Consider the following 18,380-nt stretch of genomic DNA (forward strand, 5'->3'; position numbering starts at 1 on the left):
TTATCAGATTGTCAATATAAGACCATTCAAACGAACAATTCTACACCAAAATGTTACAATTATTAATTCGGAATCAGATTTAAATTGAAAAGGTATTATTAGAGTAAATAAATTTTTATTTTTGACGCTTAATTAGTCAAAAAAATGATAGCAACAGGAAGAAAGTATGTATTCGATTTCGATAGTACTTTAACCCGAGTAGAAGCTTTAGATGTTTTAGCCGAACTAACATTAGAAGGTAAATCAGATAAAGAAGAAATTATTAAAGAAATTCAAGCAATTACCAACTTAGGTATTGATGGTGATATTTCTTTTACAGAATCTTTAGAAAGGCGTATAAAACTATTGAATGCCCATAAAGATGATTTAGTTGAATTGGTAGAGCAATTACGCACCAAAATTTCTAAATCTATTGAGGCAAATAAAGAGTTTTTTAAAGACTATGCTGATGATATTTATGTGATTTCCTGTGGATTTAAAGAGTTTATTGATCCGATTGTGAAAGAATATAATATCCCTTCTGAGAGAGTGTATGCTAACACGTTTAAGTTTGATGAAGATGGAAAGATAATTGGTTTTGATGAGGAAAACTACCTTTCAAAGCATAATGGAAAAATAGATTGTCTTAAAAACATGAACCTTGACGGTGAGGTTCAAGTTATTGGCGATGGGTATAGCGATTACGTGATGAGAGAAGCAGGTATTGCCGATAAGTTTTTTGCTTATACCGAAAATGTACACCGTGAAAAGGCTGCAAAAAATGCAGACTATATTACACCTAACCTTGATGAATTTTTATTTGTGAACGATTTACCTAGAAAAATCTCTTATCCTAAAAATAGGATAAAGATGTTGTTATTAGAAAATGTACATGCTGATGCTTTTAAAACATTAACAGAAGCAGGTTTCTCAGTTGAAACAGTAAAGCATAGTTTAACCGAAGAAGATTTAATTGAAAAAATAAAAGGTGTACACGTACTTGGTATCCGTTCTAAAACGCAAGTAACTAAAGCTGTTTTAGCAGCTGCCGATAAATTAATGGTAGTTGGTGCTTTTTGTATTGGTACAACTCAAATAGATTTGGATACGTGTAAGGAAAATGGTGTTGTTGTGTTTAACGCTCCATATTCAAACACACGCTCAGTAGTAGAATTAGCTATTGGAGAAATTATAATGTTAATGCGTAGTGTGTTTACACGTAGTACAGAAATTCACCAAGGACAATGGCAAAAAACAGCGGCAAACTCAAGAGAAGTTCGTGGTAAAAACCTAGGTATTGTTGGTTATGGTAATATTGGTAAACAATTGTCAGTACTAGCAGAGGCAATTGGTATGCGTGTGTATTACTACGATGTTAATGATCAATTAGCTTTGGGTAATGCAGTTAAATGTAATAGTCTTGAAGATCTTTTGAATATATCTGACGTGGTCACATTACATATTGATGATAATAAAGCCAACCTTAATTTTATTGGTGAGCGTGAAATCAATCAAATGAAAAAAGGAGCTTTCTTCATTAATTTAGCTCGTGGTTTTGTGGTTGATATTCCTGCATTAGCTAATGCATTAAAAAGTGGTAAATTAGGAGGTGCAGCAATTGATGTTTTTCCTGAAGAACCAAGAAGTAATGGTGAGTTTGAAACTGAGTTGAAAGGCATTGACAATGTAATTCTAACACCACATGTTGGGGGGAGTACGGAAGAGGCTCAAGCAAATATAGCTGAGTTTGTGCCTAATAAAATTATGGATTATATAAATTCAGGTAATACTGTTGATGCAGTTAACTTCCCAAATATTCGTCTACCAAAACAAAATAAGTCACATAGGTTCTTGCATATTCATAAGAATGTACCAGGTGTTATGGCTAAAGTTAATGAAGTTTTAGCTCGTTATGAGTTAAATATTACAGGGCAATATTTATCTACGGATAATGAAGTTGGCTATGTAATATCTGATGTAAATAAAGAATACGATAAAGATGTTATAAAAGAACTAAAAAAGATAGAAAATACAATCAAATTTAGAGTTCTTTACTAAATAATTTTTAAGTGTTATTATTTAAAAGCCATTGTGTAAATTTACATAGTGGCTTTTTTGTATTTTAAAAGCAAGACTTTATATAAATTATGTTTGAAAACACTGTAGTTCATATAATATATTATAATTTAAACGTTAACATTGTAGGAAATATCTTGTATATATTAAATGAAATTTAAGTTTTCAAATACTACTAAAAAATTTTATAGGTACTATTTATTGGTGCTTACTATAATTGTTTTGACTATTTTAATACAGTCAATAATTCAATATTCTTTAAAAAAGCAAGAACAAGCAGCTTATGTTATAAATATGTCTGGTAGGCAAAGAATGTTGAGTCAATTGGTGTTAAAAGATTTTTATGAATGCAAATTTCAAAATTGTGACTATTCTGAAATGCGTATTGCATTAAATAAATTAAATAGAACAAATACGATACTGCAAAAAGGGGATGAAGGATTAGGAGTTTATCCTTTAGATAATGAGGAAATACAAACAAGATTTAATGATCTTAAACCTTATTTGGATCATATTTACACCAATTTAAGTGATTTTGATAATTTTGAAAGTATAGATACTAAGGAGTTGGCAACAAATACGGATAGCTTTTTAGAAATAATGGATAATATTGTTTATTTATTTCAAAGGCAATCGGAGGAAGAGATTAAAACCATAATGATTGTTGAATTAGAGTTGGCTGTTTTTTCGCTTATTATAATTCTTTTTGAAATATTTTTTATAGTAAATCCCGTGATTAAAAAAATCACTAATCAAAACAACCAATTGAAAGAAATATCATGGCATCAATCTCATGCATTTAATTCGCACATGAAAAATATAAAAGATTTACAACACGTATTAAAAATTGAGAAAAAGATTGAAAACCAAAAAGATATTGTTGATTGTGTAGTTGACGAGCTTAATGATTTGTCTGTTGTTTCAGAAAATATGCTAAAATCTTTAGAAAAGGAATAAATCTTTATTGGTGGTGATAAGGCTCATTCTTTAAAATTGTAAAAGCTCTATAAATCTGCTCAACAATAAATAATCTAATCATTTGGTGAGAAAATGTCATTTTAGACAAGCTAATTTTACCTTGTGCCTTTTGGTAAATGGCATCACTAAATCCGTAAGGACCTCCAATTACAATAACAAGTTGCTTTAAGCCTGCATTCATTTTCTTTTGTAAAAATTTAGAAAAATCAACAGAGTTGTAATGTTTTCCATTTTCATCTAAAAGAATTAAAACATCTGTTGAGTTTAGTTTTTTTAAAATAGCTTCACCTTCTATTTCTTTCTGCTGAGTTTCAGAAAGGTTTTTAGTGTTTTTAATATCAGGAATAATATCAAGTTCAAACCTTACATAATGTTTTAGTCTATTTTGGTATTCAGATGTTAATTGTTGCAATTCTTTACTATCTGTTTTTCCTATGGCAAGTAGCTTAATCGTCATATTACAAAATTACTCAAAATTCATAATATCAAAAGTAGTAATAGTAAATATGACCTTGTGAAAATTTAGATTGATTGGGTTTTGTAAAATAGTAGAATTTTAAAGTTTGACATTTGTCTTTCGACTTATATATTTAGTAAATTAGCAATTAAGAAAAATATATTGATGATTTCAGAAGAACAATTTAATAAAGAGATAGCGTTAATAATTGAAAATGCCATTCGTGAAGATGTTGGTGATGGAGATCATAGTTCATTAGCTTGTATTCCTAAAACGGCAACTGGTAAAGCAAAACTTTTGGTAAAAGACGAGGGGTTAATTGCCGGTATAGCTTTTGCAAAACAAGTTTTTAGCTATGTGGATAAAAATTTGAAAATAGAGTCGATTTTAAAAGATGGAGATAAGATTAAACAAGGTGATATTGCTTTTTATGTAGAAGGGAGTTCACAAAGTATACTAAAAGCAGAACGTTTGGTTTTAAACGCTATGCAACGTATGAGTGCAATTGCTACTAAAACTAATTTTTTTGTAAACCTTTTAGAAGGTACAGAAACTAAAATCTTAGACACTAGAAAAACAACACCAGGTATTCGTGCGCTAGAAAAGTGGGCGGTAAAAATAGGAGGTGGAGAAAATCATAGGTTTGCCTTGTATGACATGATTATGTTGAAAGATAATCACATTGATTTTGCTGGTGGAATTGATAAAGCAATTGAAAAAACAAAACAATATTTAAAAGAAACGAATAGAGATTTAAAAATTATTGTTGAAGCTCGTGATTTAAATGAAGTGCAACAAATTTTAGAAGCTAAGGGTGTTTATAGAATTTTGCTCGATAACTTTAGTTTTGAAGATACTAGAACTGCTGTAAAATTAATAGGTATAGATAGTTTAACGGAATCATCAGGTGGTATAAATGAAAAAACAATTCGTGATTATGCGGAATGTGGAGTAAATTATATTTCATCAGGTGCGTTAACGCATTCTGTTTATAATATGGATTTAAGCCTAAAAGCAGTCTAAATGTCAAAAGCTATTGAGGAAAAAATAGATAAAATTCCAATAGTAAATTGGGTGGCGCGTTTGCTTAAAAAAGTAAAGCTGTCTGCTTTTGAAGGTCTTTCATTATACGCTTTAATAGAGATGTATCTTTCGGGTATTTTAAAAGGTGCAATGTCGAGCAGGGCGGGAGCAATTGCATTTAGTCTTTTTATGGCATTATTTCCTTTAATGATATTTTTAGTAACGCTTTTACCTTTTATAATTCCTTATGTTCCAATGGAACCAGGAGAAAGTTTTGAAAAAGAGTTTTTGGTTTTTTTAGAGTCCTTTTTACCTACTGCTACTGGTGATTATTTTGAAGAAATATTTATACAAATAAAAGATCAGAAGCGAGGGGGGTTATTATCATCAACGTTTGTACTTTCTATATTTTTAGTAGCAAATGGTGTTAATGCTATTTTTGCAGGTTTTGAAAATTCATATCATGTGAATTTGACTCGGAATTTTTTTAGGCAATATGCTTATGCGCTAATGGTAGGTATAATATTATCTACAATGCTAATAATATCAGCAATATTCTTTATTTATTCAGAAATACATATTGTTGAGTATGCAAGTGATTTCGCGGCAAAAACCTACAATGCTAATATTGATGATGCAGATTTGTTGGGTGCTCAGATAGCCAAAGTTATTTTCTTCATTTTATTGTCGTATTTTACAACAGCAATTTTATATTACTTTGGTACAGCAGAAGGTAAGCAGGCCAAGTTTTTTTCCGCAGGAGCTTTAATGACAACATTGTTATTTTTGTTTACTTCTTATTTATTTGGTGTTTATGTTGAAAAGTTTGCACGTTATAATGAGTTATATGGTACCTTAGGAGGATTGCTGATCTTGATGGTGTTTATTTGGTTAAATTCAAATATTCTGTTATTAGGTTTTGAGTTGAATGCAACATTAAATGCTTTAAGAAATAATATAAATAAAAAAAATGAAGAACTACTTTAAAAATATAATTGCAGGTTTAGCTTTATTAATAGCAAGTACTGGTAATGCACAAGAAGTTTTTGATGAATGGAAAACAATTGATGATCGTACAGGTAAACCAAAAGGGATTATCAAAATTTATAAAAAGAATGGTGAGCTCTATGGTGATGTAGTTTCTATTTTAGAAGAAGGAAAAGAAAATGCCAAATGTGAAAAATGCGAGGGTGATTTAAAAGATAAGCCTGTAATTGGAATGACAATTATTAAAGGGGCTGTAGATAATGGTGATGGGGAATGGAAAGGGAAATATTTATTTGATCCTGAGCAGGCAATGACTTTTCGTTGTAAAATATGGTTAAACCCTGATAATCCTGACGAACTTAAGGTTAGAGGGTATTTAGCATTTATTTACCGAACGCAAACTTGGCAAAGGGTAAAAGATTAGAACATAGTGTAATGTCTTATTTTATTAATGTAATTCTACCTATTCCTTTAGAAAAGCTATTCATTTATAGCATTTCTGATGCTGAGGCTAAATTTTTAGAACCAGGTATGCGGGTTGCAGTTCCTTTTGGGAAGTCTAAAATTTATAGTGCATTAGTGCATGAAGTCCATCAAACACCACCAACAGTTTATGAAGCTAAAGAAATTCATCAAATATTAGATGAGACACCTTTAGTTACAGCAACACAAATAAAACATTGGTCTTGGATTTCCAATTATTACATGTGTAGTATTGGCGAAGTTTTTAGAACAGCAGTGCCAAGTGCTTTTTTGTTGGAAAGTGAAACGCTAATTCTGAGAAACACAAAATTTGAGGTAGAAGAAAGTGAGCTTTTAGATGATGAATTTTTAGTTTATGAAGCACTACAGCATCAATCTATACTGCGCGTTCATGAAATAAGTGCTATTCTTGATAAAAAAACAATACTACCTGTTTTAAATAGGCTTCTAGATAAAAATATTATAGTTTTAAAAGAAGAGGTTTATGAGCAGTACAAGCCTAAAATGGTACGTTACGTTCGTTTAGGGAATGAATATTTATCAGAAGACAAGCTTGAAGAACTTTTAAAATCATTAACCAGAGCTAAAAAGCAAAGTCAAGTAGTATTGTCGCTTTTTCAATTACAAGCAACAAGTGAAAAACCAATCAAAGTTTCAGAATTAGAAACGGCAAGTAGAAGCTCAAGTGCTATTATTAAAGCTTTAATCGATAAAAAAATTTTAGAAGAATATTTTATTCAAACAGATAGGGTTGTTTATTCTAATTCTGATGAGAATTCAGATTTAAAAGATTTGAATAAATATCAAAAACAGGCTTTAGTAGCTATTAAAGAAAATTTTATTCAAAATAAACCAACGTTATTACAAGGGGTTACATCTTCAGGTAAAACAGAAGTTTATGTGAAGTTGATTGAAGATTGTTTAAAAACTGGTAAGCAAGCATTGTATTTGTTGCCAGAAATAGCGTTAACAACACAGCTAATTTCAAGATTGCAAGAATATTTTGGAGAAAAAGTTGCAGTTTATCATTCAAAATATAGTGTGCAAGAACGTGTTGAAGTCTGGAATAATGTGCTAGCGAATAAACCCAAAGCTCAAATTGTTATTGGTGCTCGTTCGGCACTCTTTATGCCTTTTAAAGAATTAGGTTTAATTATTGTTGATGAAGAACATGAGAGTTCTTTTAAGCAATACGATCCTGCTCCAAGGTATCATGCTCGTGATGCTGCAATTGTTTTAGCAAGTTTTCATAATGCAAATATTTTATTAGGTTCTGCAACACCGAGCGTTGAAAGTTTTTATAATGTTCAAGTTGGTAAATATGGTTATGCAAGTATTTTTCGTCGATTTGGAGATGTATTAATGCCCGATATCGAGTTAGTTGATATAAAGGAACAAAGCAAAAAAAAGAGGATGAAAGGGCATTTTTCTGAGCGTTTGTTTAACGAAATTTCAGAAACCTTAGAAAACGGTGAGCAAGTTATCTTATTTCAAAATAGAAGAGGTTTTGCGCCAATTGTAGAGTGTACAACTTGTGGAAACTCTCCTCAATGTCCTAATTGTGATGTTAGTTTAACTTATCATCAATATAAAAAACAGTTGCGTTGTCATTACTGTGGTTATCATATTGCTTTGCCTTTAGCTTGTGATGCTTGTGGAAGCCCTACTTTAGATACTAAAGGTTTTGGTACAGAACAAGTGGAGCAAGAATTGCAGAAACTATACCCTGAAGCCAAAATTGGTCGTATGGATTTAGATACTACACGGGGTAAATACGGTTATGAAAAAATAATTACAGCTTTTGAACAACAAGAATTAGATATTTTAGTAGGTACACAAATGCTAACTAAAGGTTTGGATTTTAGAAATGTAAGCTTGGTGGGTATAATGAATGCAGATACATTATTAAACTTTCCTGATTTTAGAGCTCACGAGCGTAGTTTTCAATTGTTGACTCAAGTAGCAGGTAGGGCAGGCCGAACAAAAAAAAGAGGAAAAGTTTTAATACAGAGTTATAATCCCTATCATCAAATTTTAAAGCAAGTATCCACAGGCGATTTTGAAGGTATGTACAAAGAGCAGTTGTATGAAAGGCAACAGCATAAATACCCGCCAGTAAACCGAATTTTGAAAATCACCTTTAAACATAAAGATTATAATAAAATTAATGAAGCGGCGGAGTGGTTTACTAAAGGCTTACGAAATTCATTTGGTGTTCATGTGTTGGGACCAGAATTTCCGCCAGTAGCACGTATTAGAAACCAATATTTAAAACATGTTTTAATTAAAATACCAAACGGGCAATCTTTAGCTAAAACTAAAAATAGCATTAAAACAATTGAAAAATCTTTTAATGCTATTTCGCAGTACGCAAGCGTACGAGTAATTTATAATGTAGATTACATTTAATTAAACATTATTTAGCGCTTCTGCTAGTTCTGTTTTTTTGTTTCTACTTAAAGGTATAGATCTTCCGCTAACTTCAACGTTTTTACTATTGAACTTTTCAACTTTCTCTAAATTTATAATGTAGGATTTATGAATTCTAAGAAATTTTTCACTTGGTAATTGTTCTTCAAAAGACTTCATTGTTGAGAGGATAACAATATTTGCTTCATCAGTAACTAATTTAATGTAGTCTCCAAGAGCTTCAATCCATTTAATGTCATTTAAAATAACCTTTCTTTTTTTAAGATTACTTTTTACAAAAATGTGCTCTTCATCTTCGTTAACTCTGTGCATCTGTTCAAATTTAGATACAGCTCTTTTAACAGATGAATCGAACCTAGACATGGTAATAGGTTTATGCAAATAATCGGTTACATCATAATCAAACGCTTTGAGCGCATAATCAGGCTTACCTGTAATAAGTATCACTTGCGGTCTAATGTCTAATGATTCTAGTAGGTCAAAACCATTAATAATAGGCATTTCAACATCAAGAAAGATTAAATCAATCTCGTTGTTCTTAATTCCATTTTTTGCTTCAATAGCATTGCTATACTCAGCAACTAATGCTAAGTTAGGGTGATTATTAACTAATTTAGCTACAGCCATCCTTTGCATTGAAGAATCATCTACGATTATACTTCTTAATTTCATAAAAGGTTTGATTTGTGGGGTTAAATCTAAGGCAAAGTACTGAAAAAAGTCGATGAACTGCAACTAAAGATGTGAACAGGCCGCTTTTTGTTGTGTAATTAGTATTTTGCATTGATTAGGGTTTGGTTCAATTTGGGTTTAGTTCGTGATTGTTTAAAACATTCAATAGAGTAACGAAGTTTTTTAAGATATCTTGTATAAACAATAAAAAATTATTACTTTTGCGCTCCTAAAAATATATTAATATGAATCAATACGAAACTGTTTTCATTTTGAATCCCGTTCTATCTGATACTCAGATAGAGGAAACAGTTAAGAAATTCGAAGATTTCTTAATCAGTAAAGGTGCCAAAATGGTATCTAAAGAAAATTGGGGCCTAAAAAAATTGGCTTACCCAATACAACACAAAAAAAGTGGTTTTTACCATTTGTTTGAATTCCAAGCTTCAGGAGAAACAATTACTCCTTATGAATTAGAATTCAGAAGAGATGAACGTGTTATGCGTTTTTTAACTGTAAAGTTAGACAAGCATGCAATTTCATGGGCAGAAAGAAGAAGAACAAAGTTAAAAACTAAAGCTTAAGGAATATGTCATCTATAGAACAACAAGCAAAAGGTAAAAAAGATGGAGAGATCAGATATCTTACTCCATTAAATATCGAGACAAATTCTCAAAAGAAATATTGTCGTTTTAAAAAGTCTGGTATCAAGTATGTTGATTACAAAGATCCAGATTTTTTAATCAAATTGGTTAATGAACAAGGTAAATTACTTCCTAGAAGACTTACTGGAACTTCTTTAAAGTACCAAAGAAAAGTGGCAGTTGCTGTAAAAAGAGCTCGTCATTTAGCGTTAATGCCATATGTTGGTGATTTATTAAAATAAAAAGAAACGGACGATGGAACTTATACTAAAGGAAGACGTACAGAACTTAGGATTTAAAGATGATGTTGTAACAGTAAAAAATGGTTACGGTAGAAACTTTTTAATTCCAAACGGAAAAGCGGTAATGGCTACTTCTTCTGCTAAAAAAGTATTAGCAGAAAACTTAAAGCAAAGAGCGCACAAAGAGAAGAAAATAGTTGAAGCAGCAAATAAAACTGCAGAAGCTTTAAAACAACTTGAGATCAAAATCTCTGCTAAGTCTGGTGCTGGAGACAAATTATTTGGATCTGTATCAAATATTGATTTAGCTGAAGCATTAGCTAAAGAAGGGCAAGAAATTGAGAAAAAATTTATCGCTATTCAAGGTGGTGCTGTTAAAAGAACTGGACCTTACAATGCTCAAATTAGATTACATAGAGATGTAATTGTTGATTTCCCATTCGAAGTTGTTGGAGATAAATAAGACAAAAAGTTAAAGAATAGTTAACGACTTGTTAACTATTTGTTATAAAAAAAGAAGTTATGCGCGCATAACTTCTTTTTTTTTGTTTTAAATTTGAGTAAACTCAAAACTCACTCAATTATGATTAAAAATTTTTATGTAACATATCTGTTACTAGTATTTGCTTTCAGTGCATCTGCACAAGTCACCACATCAAACATTAAGGGTTTGATTGGAGATGATTTAAATGAACCTCTTTTTGGGGCTAATGTTGTTGCGATACACACACCAACGGGTACTAAGTATGGAGCAATCACAAATGAAGATGGTCGTTTCAATTTATTAAACCTTAGGGTTGGAGGCCCTTACGAGCTTACAATATCTTACGTAGGTTACAAAACTCAAGTTAAATCTGATATTTTTTTAAGCTTAGGTAATACATTTAGCATTACGGCTACGATGGTACCAGATAGTCAAGCGTTAGAAGAAGTTATAGTTGTTTCTGATCAAAGCGGTACTTTTGGTAGTGACCGTACAGGTGCAGAAACAAGTGTTGGTTCTAGAGAATTAACACGTTTGCCTACCATATCAAGATCAGCAGAAGATTTTACTAGATTGGAGCCTACAGCAAGTGGAAATTCATTTGGTGGCCGTAATGATCAATATAATAATTTCTCATTAGACGGTGCAGTTTTTAATAATCCTTTTGGTTTAGATTCACCAACACCAGGTGGGCAAACAGGTGCGCAACCAATTTCATTAGATGCTATTGATCAAATTCAAGTAAGTACTGCGCCTTATGATGTCACCCAATCTGGTTTTACTGGAGCAACTGTAAATGCTGTTACTAAAAGTGGTACAAACGAGCTTCATGGTACTGTTTATGGTTTTTATAGAAATGAAGATTTAACAGGAGGAAAAATTAAAGGTGAAGATGTTTCTAAACCTAAATTATCTCAAAATCAATACGGAATAAGTATTGGTGGTCCAATTATAAAGAATAAATTATTCTTTTTTGCAAATTTTGAAAAAGATGAAAGAGAAGATTTAGGCTCTAATGGTTGGGTTCCTAATACAGGGACAGGCGCTATTAATGAATCACGAGTTTTAGAAAGTGATTTGATAGCTGTACAATCTGCATTGGCCGATTTGGGTTATGATACAGGTAGATATGAAGGTTTCACCTATGCTTCAGAGTCTACAAAAGGTTTATTTAAATTAGATTGGAATATTAATGACAAAAACCGTTTAGCGTTAATTTACAATTTTTTAAGGTCATCTGCGGAAAAACCGGCGCATCCAACAGCATTGGGAAGTAGAGGGCCAAGTTTTGCAACCCTACAATTTGAAAATTCTGGTTATGAGATAAATAATAATTTAAACTCTGTTCAATTGGAATTAAACTCAACCTTATCTAATTCAGTTACTAATAAATTTCAATTTGGCTATACACATTTTGATGACTTTAGAGATCCTTTTTCTACTCCAGCGCCAAGTATAATTATTGAAGATGGAGCAGGTTCAAACTATATAGTTGCTGGACATGAACCTTTTTCGATTCATAATCGTTTAGATCAGAAAGTATTTCAATTTACCAATAACTTAAATATTTTTAAAGGAAATCATACGTATACAATTGGAGCTGCTTTTGAGAAATTTGAATTTAAAAACTCCTTTAACTTAGGAAACTATGGAGGTACTTTTGGATTTGACGTAAATGGAACTCCTTTCAATTTTGACGATGATAGAAACTTTACTTCTGTGGAAGATTTTTTAAGTTTTGCGGGTCCTGATGGTTTGATAGATGGACTTATACAAGGTGCAGAAGCTCAATTTGCGGCTAATAATCAAGTTCCAGATGGTGAAGGTTGGCAATTGGCTGAAACAAATGTAGGTCAACTATCATTTTATGTGCAAGATGAGTGGACAGCTACAGATAATTTTAAATTAACCTATGGTATCCGTTTTGATAAGCCATTATATTTTGATACTCAAGATAAGATAGCTGAAAACATTCAGAGAAAAATTGATAATTATCAGCCAGATAATGTTTATTACAACCCTAATACCGGAGAAGAGACTTTGATAGATTCAGAACAGTTACCAACTAATGAATGGTTAATTTCTCCTAGAGTTGGTTTTAACTGGGATATTAAAGGAGATAAAACTACACAATTGCGTGGTGGAACGGGTGTGTTTACTGGTAAATTACCTTTTGTTTGGTTGGGTAATCAAGTTCAAGCAGTTGATTTCTTTTTTTACGAAGCAGTTGACCCTGATTTTAAATGGCCACAAGTATGGAGAACTAATTTAGGTGTTGATCATCGTTTTGATAATGATATTATTTTAACAGCAGACGTTTCTTATACTAAAGATATAAATGGAGCTCATGTACAAAACTGGGGACTTAGTGAACCTTCTGGAACATTAAATGCTCCTGGAGATAATAGACCAGTCTATGAGGCTGAAGATTATGCGTTAAATGCTTTCGGTGGTTCTACAAGTGCTTATGTGTTTACAAATTCTGATAAAGGTAGAATTTGGAATGCTTCTTTAAAAGCACAAAAAACATTTACTAATGGTTTATATGCAATGGCCGCATATAGTTATTTAAATGCTAAAGATGTAAATTCTATAGAAGCAGAAATTACAGGTGACGCTTTTGATTTTAATCCAGTATCTGGTAATGCAAATGATGATGTTTTATCGTATTCTAAATACGGAGATACACACCGTTTTATAGGGGTGTTATCTAAAAACTTTGAATATGGAGAAGGAAAGTGGAATACAACTATATCTACATTTTTTGAATATGCGCAAGGAGCACGTTATAACTATACTTATGCAGGGAATATAAATGGAGATAGTTCGTTTCAAAATAATGATCTTTTATACATTCCAACAGCAACAGAAGTACAACAAATGCAATTTGCAGAAGCTGGCCAAGCTGATGCTTTTGAAGCATATATTCAACAAGATGACTATTTAAGTGATAATCGAGGAGAGTATATGGAGCGTTATGGAGCTTTAGCACCTTGGAGAGGTAGCTGGGATCTTAAATTATTACAAGATTATAAAATAAATGATACTAATAAAATTCAATTTAGTGTAGATATTTTAAATGTTGGAAACTTAATTAACTCTGATTGGGGTGTGATTCAAGTGCCTAATAACTTAAATCCTGTGGGTGTTAGTGTTGATGATACTAATACACCAACATATACGTTTGATCCAACTTTAACAGAAACTTACGGTTTTGATACAAGTTTACTGTCTAGATGGCAAATGCAATTTGGTTTACGTTATATTTTCTAAGAAAATAAAGTAATATTAAACTTAAAAAAGGCTGTACAATTTGTACAGCCTTTTTATTTTTGCAAAGATTTTAATTTCACTTAAATATTGAAATTAAAAAAGAAATAATTCAGTACATGAAATATACAAGACTTACAAAACAACAACTAGAAGAGTTACATCAAGAATTTATTAATTTTTTGGCAACACAATCTATTACCGGTGATGAATGGGAATCTATAAAAAAAGATAAGCCAGAAGTTGCTGAAGAAGAAATAGATGTTTTTTCTGATTTAGTTTGGGAAGGAGTTTTAAGTAAAGTGGAATATGTTGAAAATATTTCAGCTCAACAAATGCACTTGTTTCATTTGACAGATAAGGAAATGAAATTAATTTCAGTTAAAGTAATGAATCCAGAAATTGACTTGACAACAGATACAGGTTTTAGTTGGTTTCGTAAAAACTGGCAGTCAGATTTTGTGGAATATCTAACGGCATCTAAAGCCTATAAAGAAGAAAAAAATGTAGATAAATTTGAGCTTATTCAAAAAGGAGCGGTAATTACAAAAGGGGAATTATATCAATGGTTTGAAAAAGTTATTAGTTAAACCGATATTTGTTGTAATAAAGAATTAAAATATTAGATATAAGCTAATTTATAGCACATAAAATACTAAATGGCAAAAAAACCATCTATAGCAAAAGGTACAAGAGATTTTACTCCGTCAGAAGTTGTAAAACGTAATTATATATTCGATATCATAAAAAAGAATTTTCAAATTTTTGGATTTCAACCAATAGAAACACCTTCTTTTGAAAATTCAGATACCTTAATGGGTAAATATGGTGAAGAAGGAGATCGATTGATTTTTAAGATTTTAAATTCTGGAGATTATTTAAGAAAAGTTGATGATGTATTATATAATTCAAAGGATTCAAGTAAGATTACGTCAAAAATCTCAGAAAAAGCTCTTCGCTATGATCTTACTGTGCCATTTGCACGTTATGTGGTAATGCATCAAAATGAAATAGACTTTCCTTTCAAAAGATTTCAGATTCAACCCGTATGGAGAGCAGATAGGCCACAAAAAGGTCGTTTTAGAGAATTTTTTCAATGTGATGCTGACGTGGTAGGTTCTGACTCGCTTCTACAAGAAGTGGAATTTGTTCAATTATACGATGCTGTTTTTTCTGATTTAAAATTGAATGGTGTAACCATAAAAATGAATAACAGAAAAATTTTAGCAGGTATTGCTGAAGTTATAGGGGCAAAAGATAATTTAATAGATTTTACAGTTGCACTTGATAAATTAGATAAAATTGGTGAAGAAGGTGTTAAAAAAGAAATGCTAGAAAAAGGTATTTCAGAAGCTTCAATTGAAAAAGCTTCTCCTTTATTCAATTTAACAGGTACAAATTCAGAACAGCTAGATGCTTTGCAAACACTTTTAACGGCTTCTGAGCAAGGAGCAAAAGGAGTGGAGGAGCTTCGTTTTATAATAGAAACTATTTCAGCTTTAGGTTTACAAACTGCAAAGCTAGCTATAGATGTTACTTTGGCTCGTGGTTTAAATTATTATACAGGTGCTATTTTTGAAGTTGCCGCTCCTGAAGGGGTAAAGATGGGGTCTATTGGTGGCGGTGGTCGTTATGATGATCTTACAGGTATTTTTGGACTTAAAGATGTTAGTGGTGTAGGTATATCGTTTGGTTTAGATAGAATTTATTTGGTTTTAGAAGAACTCGATCTTTTTCCTGAAGCAATAGACCAGTCGTTAAAAGTGCTTTTTATGAATTTAGGTGAGAAAGAAGCTTTTGAGTCTTTAAAGTTAATCACTATACTTCGTAAAAATCGAATTAAAGCAGACTTGTATCCTGATAGTGCTAAAAATCAGAAGCAAGAGAATAAACAATTTAAGTTTGCTAAAAATAAAAATGTTCCCTTTATAGTTATTATAGGGGAAGAAGAATTCAAAAACAATACGTTTACTGTAAAAAATATAGAAAAAGGTTCGCAACAAACGTATAGTTGTGATAAAGTAGAAGAGTTTGTAAAAGAGTTATAATTCTTTTTTTATGGCTTTTATTACAGTTTTGTAATAATCGGTAGAGTGAGGAACATATTTTTTAGGATTTGCTAACCCCCATGTTTCTTCAGAAAATTTTAGAAGCGGAGTGAGTGCTAATGCCTCAACTTCGCTTTCTTGTTTTATAAGTTGTTTTAACTGTGTCTGAAGTTTGACTATAAAGGTATGATGAAATTCACGGTCAATTAATGTTTCACTGTGTTTGTGTTCAGATTTAAAAATGCCTATTTTCTTTAAATCATTAAAATTAACTTGTAGTCCTATCTCTTCTTCAATTTCTCTGATGGCTGCATCTTCAATTTTTTCACCAGCACCAATATGTCCAGCAACAGATACATCCCATAATAAGGGGAAAACACTTTTGTGCTTTCCCCTTTGTTGTACTAGTATTTTTCTATCAGAAGTATAAAACCATATATGAACTGTTTGGTGAAACCAACCATTTTTATGGGCAATCGATTTTAAAACCGTCTTTCCAGTGGTAATTCTATCAGCATTATAAATATCGATAAGTTCATCCATAATTCAATAGTTAAAGTGTTTATTCAAAATAACTAAAGGTTTCTCCTTCTTTGATAGTTAAGAGCGTTTCATAAATTAGTTTTATTACATTCTCAACATCATCTTGATGAACAGTCTCAACAGTAGTGTGCATATAGCGCAATGGCAAAGAAATTAATGCAGAAGCAACACCACCATTACTATACGCAAAAGCATCTGTATCTGTGCCAGTATATCTAGAAGATGCCATTCTCTGAAAAGGAATTTCTTTAGCTTCAGCAGTTTTAATTATACGTTCTCTTAATTTATTTTGAACAGCGGGAGCATAAGAAATTACTGGTCCAGCACCAATTTCAGTGTGTCCTTGAGTCTTTTTCTCAATCATTGGAGTGGTAGTGTCATGACAAACATCGGTAACTATTGCTATGTTGGGTTTAATAGTTTGAGTGATCATTTCTGCACCTCTAAGTCCAACTTCTTCTTGTACAGCATTGGTAATATATAAGCCAAAAGGTAATTTGTCTTTATTCTCATGTAAAAGACGTGCTACTTCGGCAATCATAAAGCCACCAGCACGATTGTCAATAGCTCTGCAAACAAATTTGTTTCCATTTAAAACTTGAAAAGTATCAGGGTATGTAATCACGCAACCTACATGCACACCTAGTGCCTCAACTTCTTTTTTGTCTTTTGCTCCTACATCAATAAATATGTTATCTAATTTAGGAGCCTGTTCTTTAGCGCCATTTCTTGTGTGGATTGCTGGCCAACCAAAAATTCCTTTAACAATTCCTTTGTCAGTATGTATATCTACCCATTTTGATGGAGCTATTTGATGATCACTACCACCATTTCTAATCACATATATTAAACCATCATCAGTGATGTAATTTACATACCATGATATTTCATCAGAATGACCTTCAATTACAACTTTAAACTTGGCATCGGGGTTTATAACACCAACAGCAGTACCATAAGTATCAGTCATAAAAGTATCAACATATGGTTTTAAGTAATCCATCCATATTTTTTGACCTTCCCACTCATAGCCAGTAGGAGCAGGGTTGTTCAGGTATTTTTCTAAAAAGTCTAATGATTTTTTATTAAGAATCTTCTTTGTACTCATTTGTGTATAATTTGTAACGAAGTTAATAATATTCACTTTTATTTAATAGTCATATCTGATTATATTAATTTTGGTAAGAATTTTGTGTTTATGTAAAGCTTTGCTTTTATAAAGTAAGGTCTTTTGTAGTGTATAAATAAAAATATTGAATGAAGTTAAATTACATACTTATCCTCTTTCTGATAATATACTCAAAGGGGTATAGCCAAGTGGAAGAATTTCAAGCGGATTCAATTGCAGAAAAAGCTATTATTATAGAAGGGGACTCTGTAGTGCAACAATCCATTGATTTAGATGAAGTTTATGTATTTAGTAGATTGAAGTTTTCTAGTTATAAAGAGAAAGTTCGTTACTATATATTAAGAAGAAAAACATTAAAGGTGTATCCGTATGCTAAATTGGCATCAGAAAGATTAGTTGAGTTGAATGATAGCTTAACTAAAATTACCAAAAAGTCGAAACAAAGAAAGTATACTCGTGAAATACATAAATATATTGAGGGGGAATTTTCTGAAGAGTTAAAAAAGCTGACTCGTACTGAAGGTCAAATTTTAATTAAGTTGATTCATAGGCAGACAGGTATAACGGCTTTTGATTTGGTGAAAGAACTTCGTAATGGTTGGAGAGCTTTTTGGTATAATACTACTGCAAAAATGTTTAAGATAAGTATTAAAGAAGAATTTCACCCGGATACTGTTCATGAAGATTACTTAATAGAGGATATATTGCAACGTGCTTTTGCTAGTTTTAAGTTAGAAAAACAGAAATCTGCTCTTAATTACGATTATTCTACACTAAATAATAAGTGGAAAAAGCAAAACAAGCCAAAGGAATAGTTTGTGTGTTTCATGATAATCGAGTAAATTTATAACCCTTCAAATTTCATTGTATTTTATTTGAAAATTATTACAACTGTAAGCCTTTGTTTTTTAGTTACTTGGTTTATGGTTTAAAAA

The 18,380-nt window shown here is 31.4% G+C and carries 17 protein-coding genes; 13 read left to right on the forward strand and 4 right to left on the reverse strand.

Features of this window, described 5'->3' with window-relative positions:
• The first annotated feature begins 144 nt into the window (after positions 1-144).
• A complete protein-coding gene (gene serA, locus KO500_RS13370) occupies positions 145-2,037 on the forward strand; it encodes a phosphoglycerate dehydrogenase (RefSeq protein ID WP_215957058.1) in 1,893 nt (630 codons plus the stop codon).
• 168 nt (positions 2,038-2,205) lie between these two features.
• A complete protein-coding gene (locus tag KO500_RS13375; protein WP_215957059.1) occupies positions 2,206-3,012 on the forward strand; it encodes a type IV pili methyl-accepting chemotaxis transducer N-terminal domain-containing protein in 807 nt (268 codons plus the stop codon).
• Between the two features lie 4 nt (positions 3,013-3,016).
• Here the strand turns inward: KO500_RS13375 and rlmH are convergent, their stop codons facing one another.
• On the reverse strand, positions 3,017-3,490 hold the full coding sequence (gene rlmH / locus KO500_RS13380; RefSeq protein WP_215957060.1) for a 23S rRNA (pseudouridine(1915)-N(3))-methyltransferase RlmH: 474 nt from the start codon (positions 3,488-3,490) through the stop codon (positions 3,017-3,019).
• Between the two features lie 165 nt (positions 3,491-3,655).
• Between rlmH and nadC the strand changes: the two genes are divergently transcribed.
• Genes nadC through priA form a run of 4 tightly spaced genes read left to right on the forward strand, consistent with a single transcriptional unit; the run spans position 3,656 to position 8,392 of the window.
• Positions 3,656-4,513 (forward strand): carboxylating nicotinate-nucleotide diphosphorylase, encoded by an 858-nt coding sequence (gene nadC / locus KO500_RS13385; RefSeq protein ID WP_215957061.1) that lies wholly within the window; start codon positions 3,656-3,658, stop codon positions 4,511-4,513.
• Positions 4,514-5,500, forward strand: coding sequence for a YihY/virulence factor BrkB family protein (locus tag KO500_RS13390; protein ID WP_215957062.1), 987 nt, complete (start codon positions 4,514-4,516; stop codon positions 5,498-5,500).
• Entirely contained in the window at positions 5,484-5,924 is a 441-nt protein-coding gene (locus tag KO500_RS13395; RefSeq protein ID WP_215957063.1) for a DUF2147 domain-containing protein, read from the forward strand. Before KO500_RS13390 ends, KO500_RS13395 begins: the two co-directional genes overlap by 17 nt.
• 11 nt (positions 5,925-5,935) lie before the next feature.
• Complete coding sequence (gene priA / locus KO500_RS13400; protein ID WP_215957064.1) at positions 5,936-8,392, forward strand: replication restart helicase PriA; 2,457 nt, start codon at positions 5,936-5,938, stop codon at positions 8,390-8,392.
• Here priA and KO500_RS13405 read toward each other — a convergent pair whose 3' ends face one another.
• Positions 8,393-9,085, reverse strand: coding sequence for a LytR/AlgR family response regulator transcription factor (locus tag KO500_RS13405; RefSeq protein ID WP_215957065.1), 693 nt, complete (start codon positions 9,083-9,085; stop codon positions 8,393-8,395).
• Positions 9,086-9,330: 245 nt separating this feature from the next.
• On the opposite strand from KO500_RS13405, the gene rpsF reads away from it, so the two are divergent.
• From rpsF to hisS, 6 genes are all read left to right on the forward strand, one after another.
• Positions 9,331-9,669, forward strand: coding sequence for a 30S ribosomal protein S6 (gene rpsF / locus KO500_RS13410; protein ID WP_215957066.1), 339 nt, complete (start codon positions 9,331-9,333; stop codon positions 9,667-9,669).
• A 5-nt stretch (positions 9,670-9,674) separates the two neighbouring features.
• Complete coding sequence (rpsR, locus tag KO500_RS13415) at positions 9,675-9,971, forward strand: 30S ribosomal protein S18 (RefSeq protein WP_215957067.1); 297 nt, start codon at positions 9,675-9,677, stop codon at positions 9,969-9,971.
• A gap of 13 nt (positions 9,972-9,984) precedes the next feature.
• Positions 9,985-10,434, forward strand: coding sequence for a 50S ribosomal protein L9 (gene rplI, locus KO500_RS13420; protein WP_215957068.1), 450 nt, complete (start codon positions 9,985-9,987; stop codon positions 10,432-10,434).
• 120 nt (positions 10,435-10,554) lie between these two features.
• Complete coding sequence (locus KO500_RS13425; protein ID WP_215957069.1) at positions 10,555-13,728, forward strand: TonB-dependent receptor; 3,174 nt, start codon at positions 10,555-10,557, stop codon at positions 13,726-13,728.
• Between the two features lie 116 nt (positions 13,729-13,844).
• Positions 13,845-14,315 carry a DUF6495 family protein gene (locus KO500_RS13430; protein ID WP_215957070.1) on the forward strand — a complete coding sequence of 157 codons (471 nt, stop codon included), beginning with the start codon at positions 13,845-13,847 and terminating at the stop codon, positions 14,313-14,315.
• A 69-nt stretch (positions 14,316-14,384) separates the two neighbouring features.
• Positions 14,385-15,773: a histidine--tRNA ligase gene (hisS, locus tag KO500_RS13435; protein ID WP_215957071.1), complete on the forward strand. Its 1,389-nt coding sequence runs from the start codon at positions 14,385-14,387 to the stop codon at positions 15,771-15,773.
• Here the strand turns inward: hisS and KO500_RS13440 are convergent.
• Together KO500_RS13440 and KO500_RS13445 are read right to left on the reverse strand one after the other, a co-directional pair.
• Complete coding sequence (locus tag KO500_RS13440) at positions 15,768-16,316, reverse strand: NUDIX hydrolase (RefSeq protein ID WP_215957072.1); 549 nt, start codon at positions 16,314-16,316, stop codon at positions 15,768-15,770. The genes hisS and KO500_RS13440 overlap by 6 nt on opposite strands.
• A gap of 19 nt (positions 16,317-16,335) precedes the next feature.
• Positions 16,336-17,424, reverse strand: a complete 1,089-nt coding sequence (locus KO500_RS13445; RefSeq protein ID WP_215957073.1) for a M42 family metallopeptidase — start codon at positions 17,422-17,424, stop codon at positions 16,336-16,338.
• A gap of 149 nt (positions 17,425-17,573) precedes the next feature.
• Between KO500_RS13445 and KO500_RS13450 the strand changes: the two genes are divergently transcribed.
• The gene (locus tag KO500_RS13450) at positions 17,574-18,260 is read left to right on the forward strand and encodes a DUF4294 domain-containing protein (protein WP_215957074.1); all 687 of its coding nucleotides are present in this window, start codon (positions 17,574-17,576) and stop codon (positions 18,258-18,260) included.
• The last annotated feature ends 120 nt before the right edge of the window (positions 18,261-18,380 follow it).

The sequence above is a fragment of the Cellulophaga baltica genome (genome assembly GCF_018861125.1).
Classification (GTDB): domain Bacteria; phylum Bacteroidota; class Bacteroidia; order Flavobacteriales; family Flavobacteriaceae; genus Cellulophaga; species Cellulophaga baltica_A.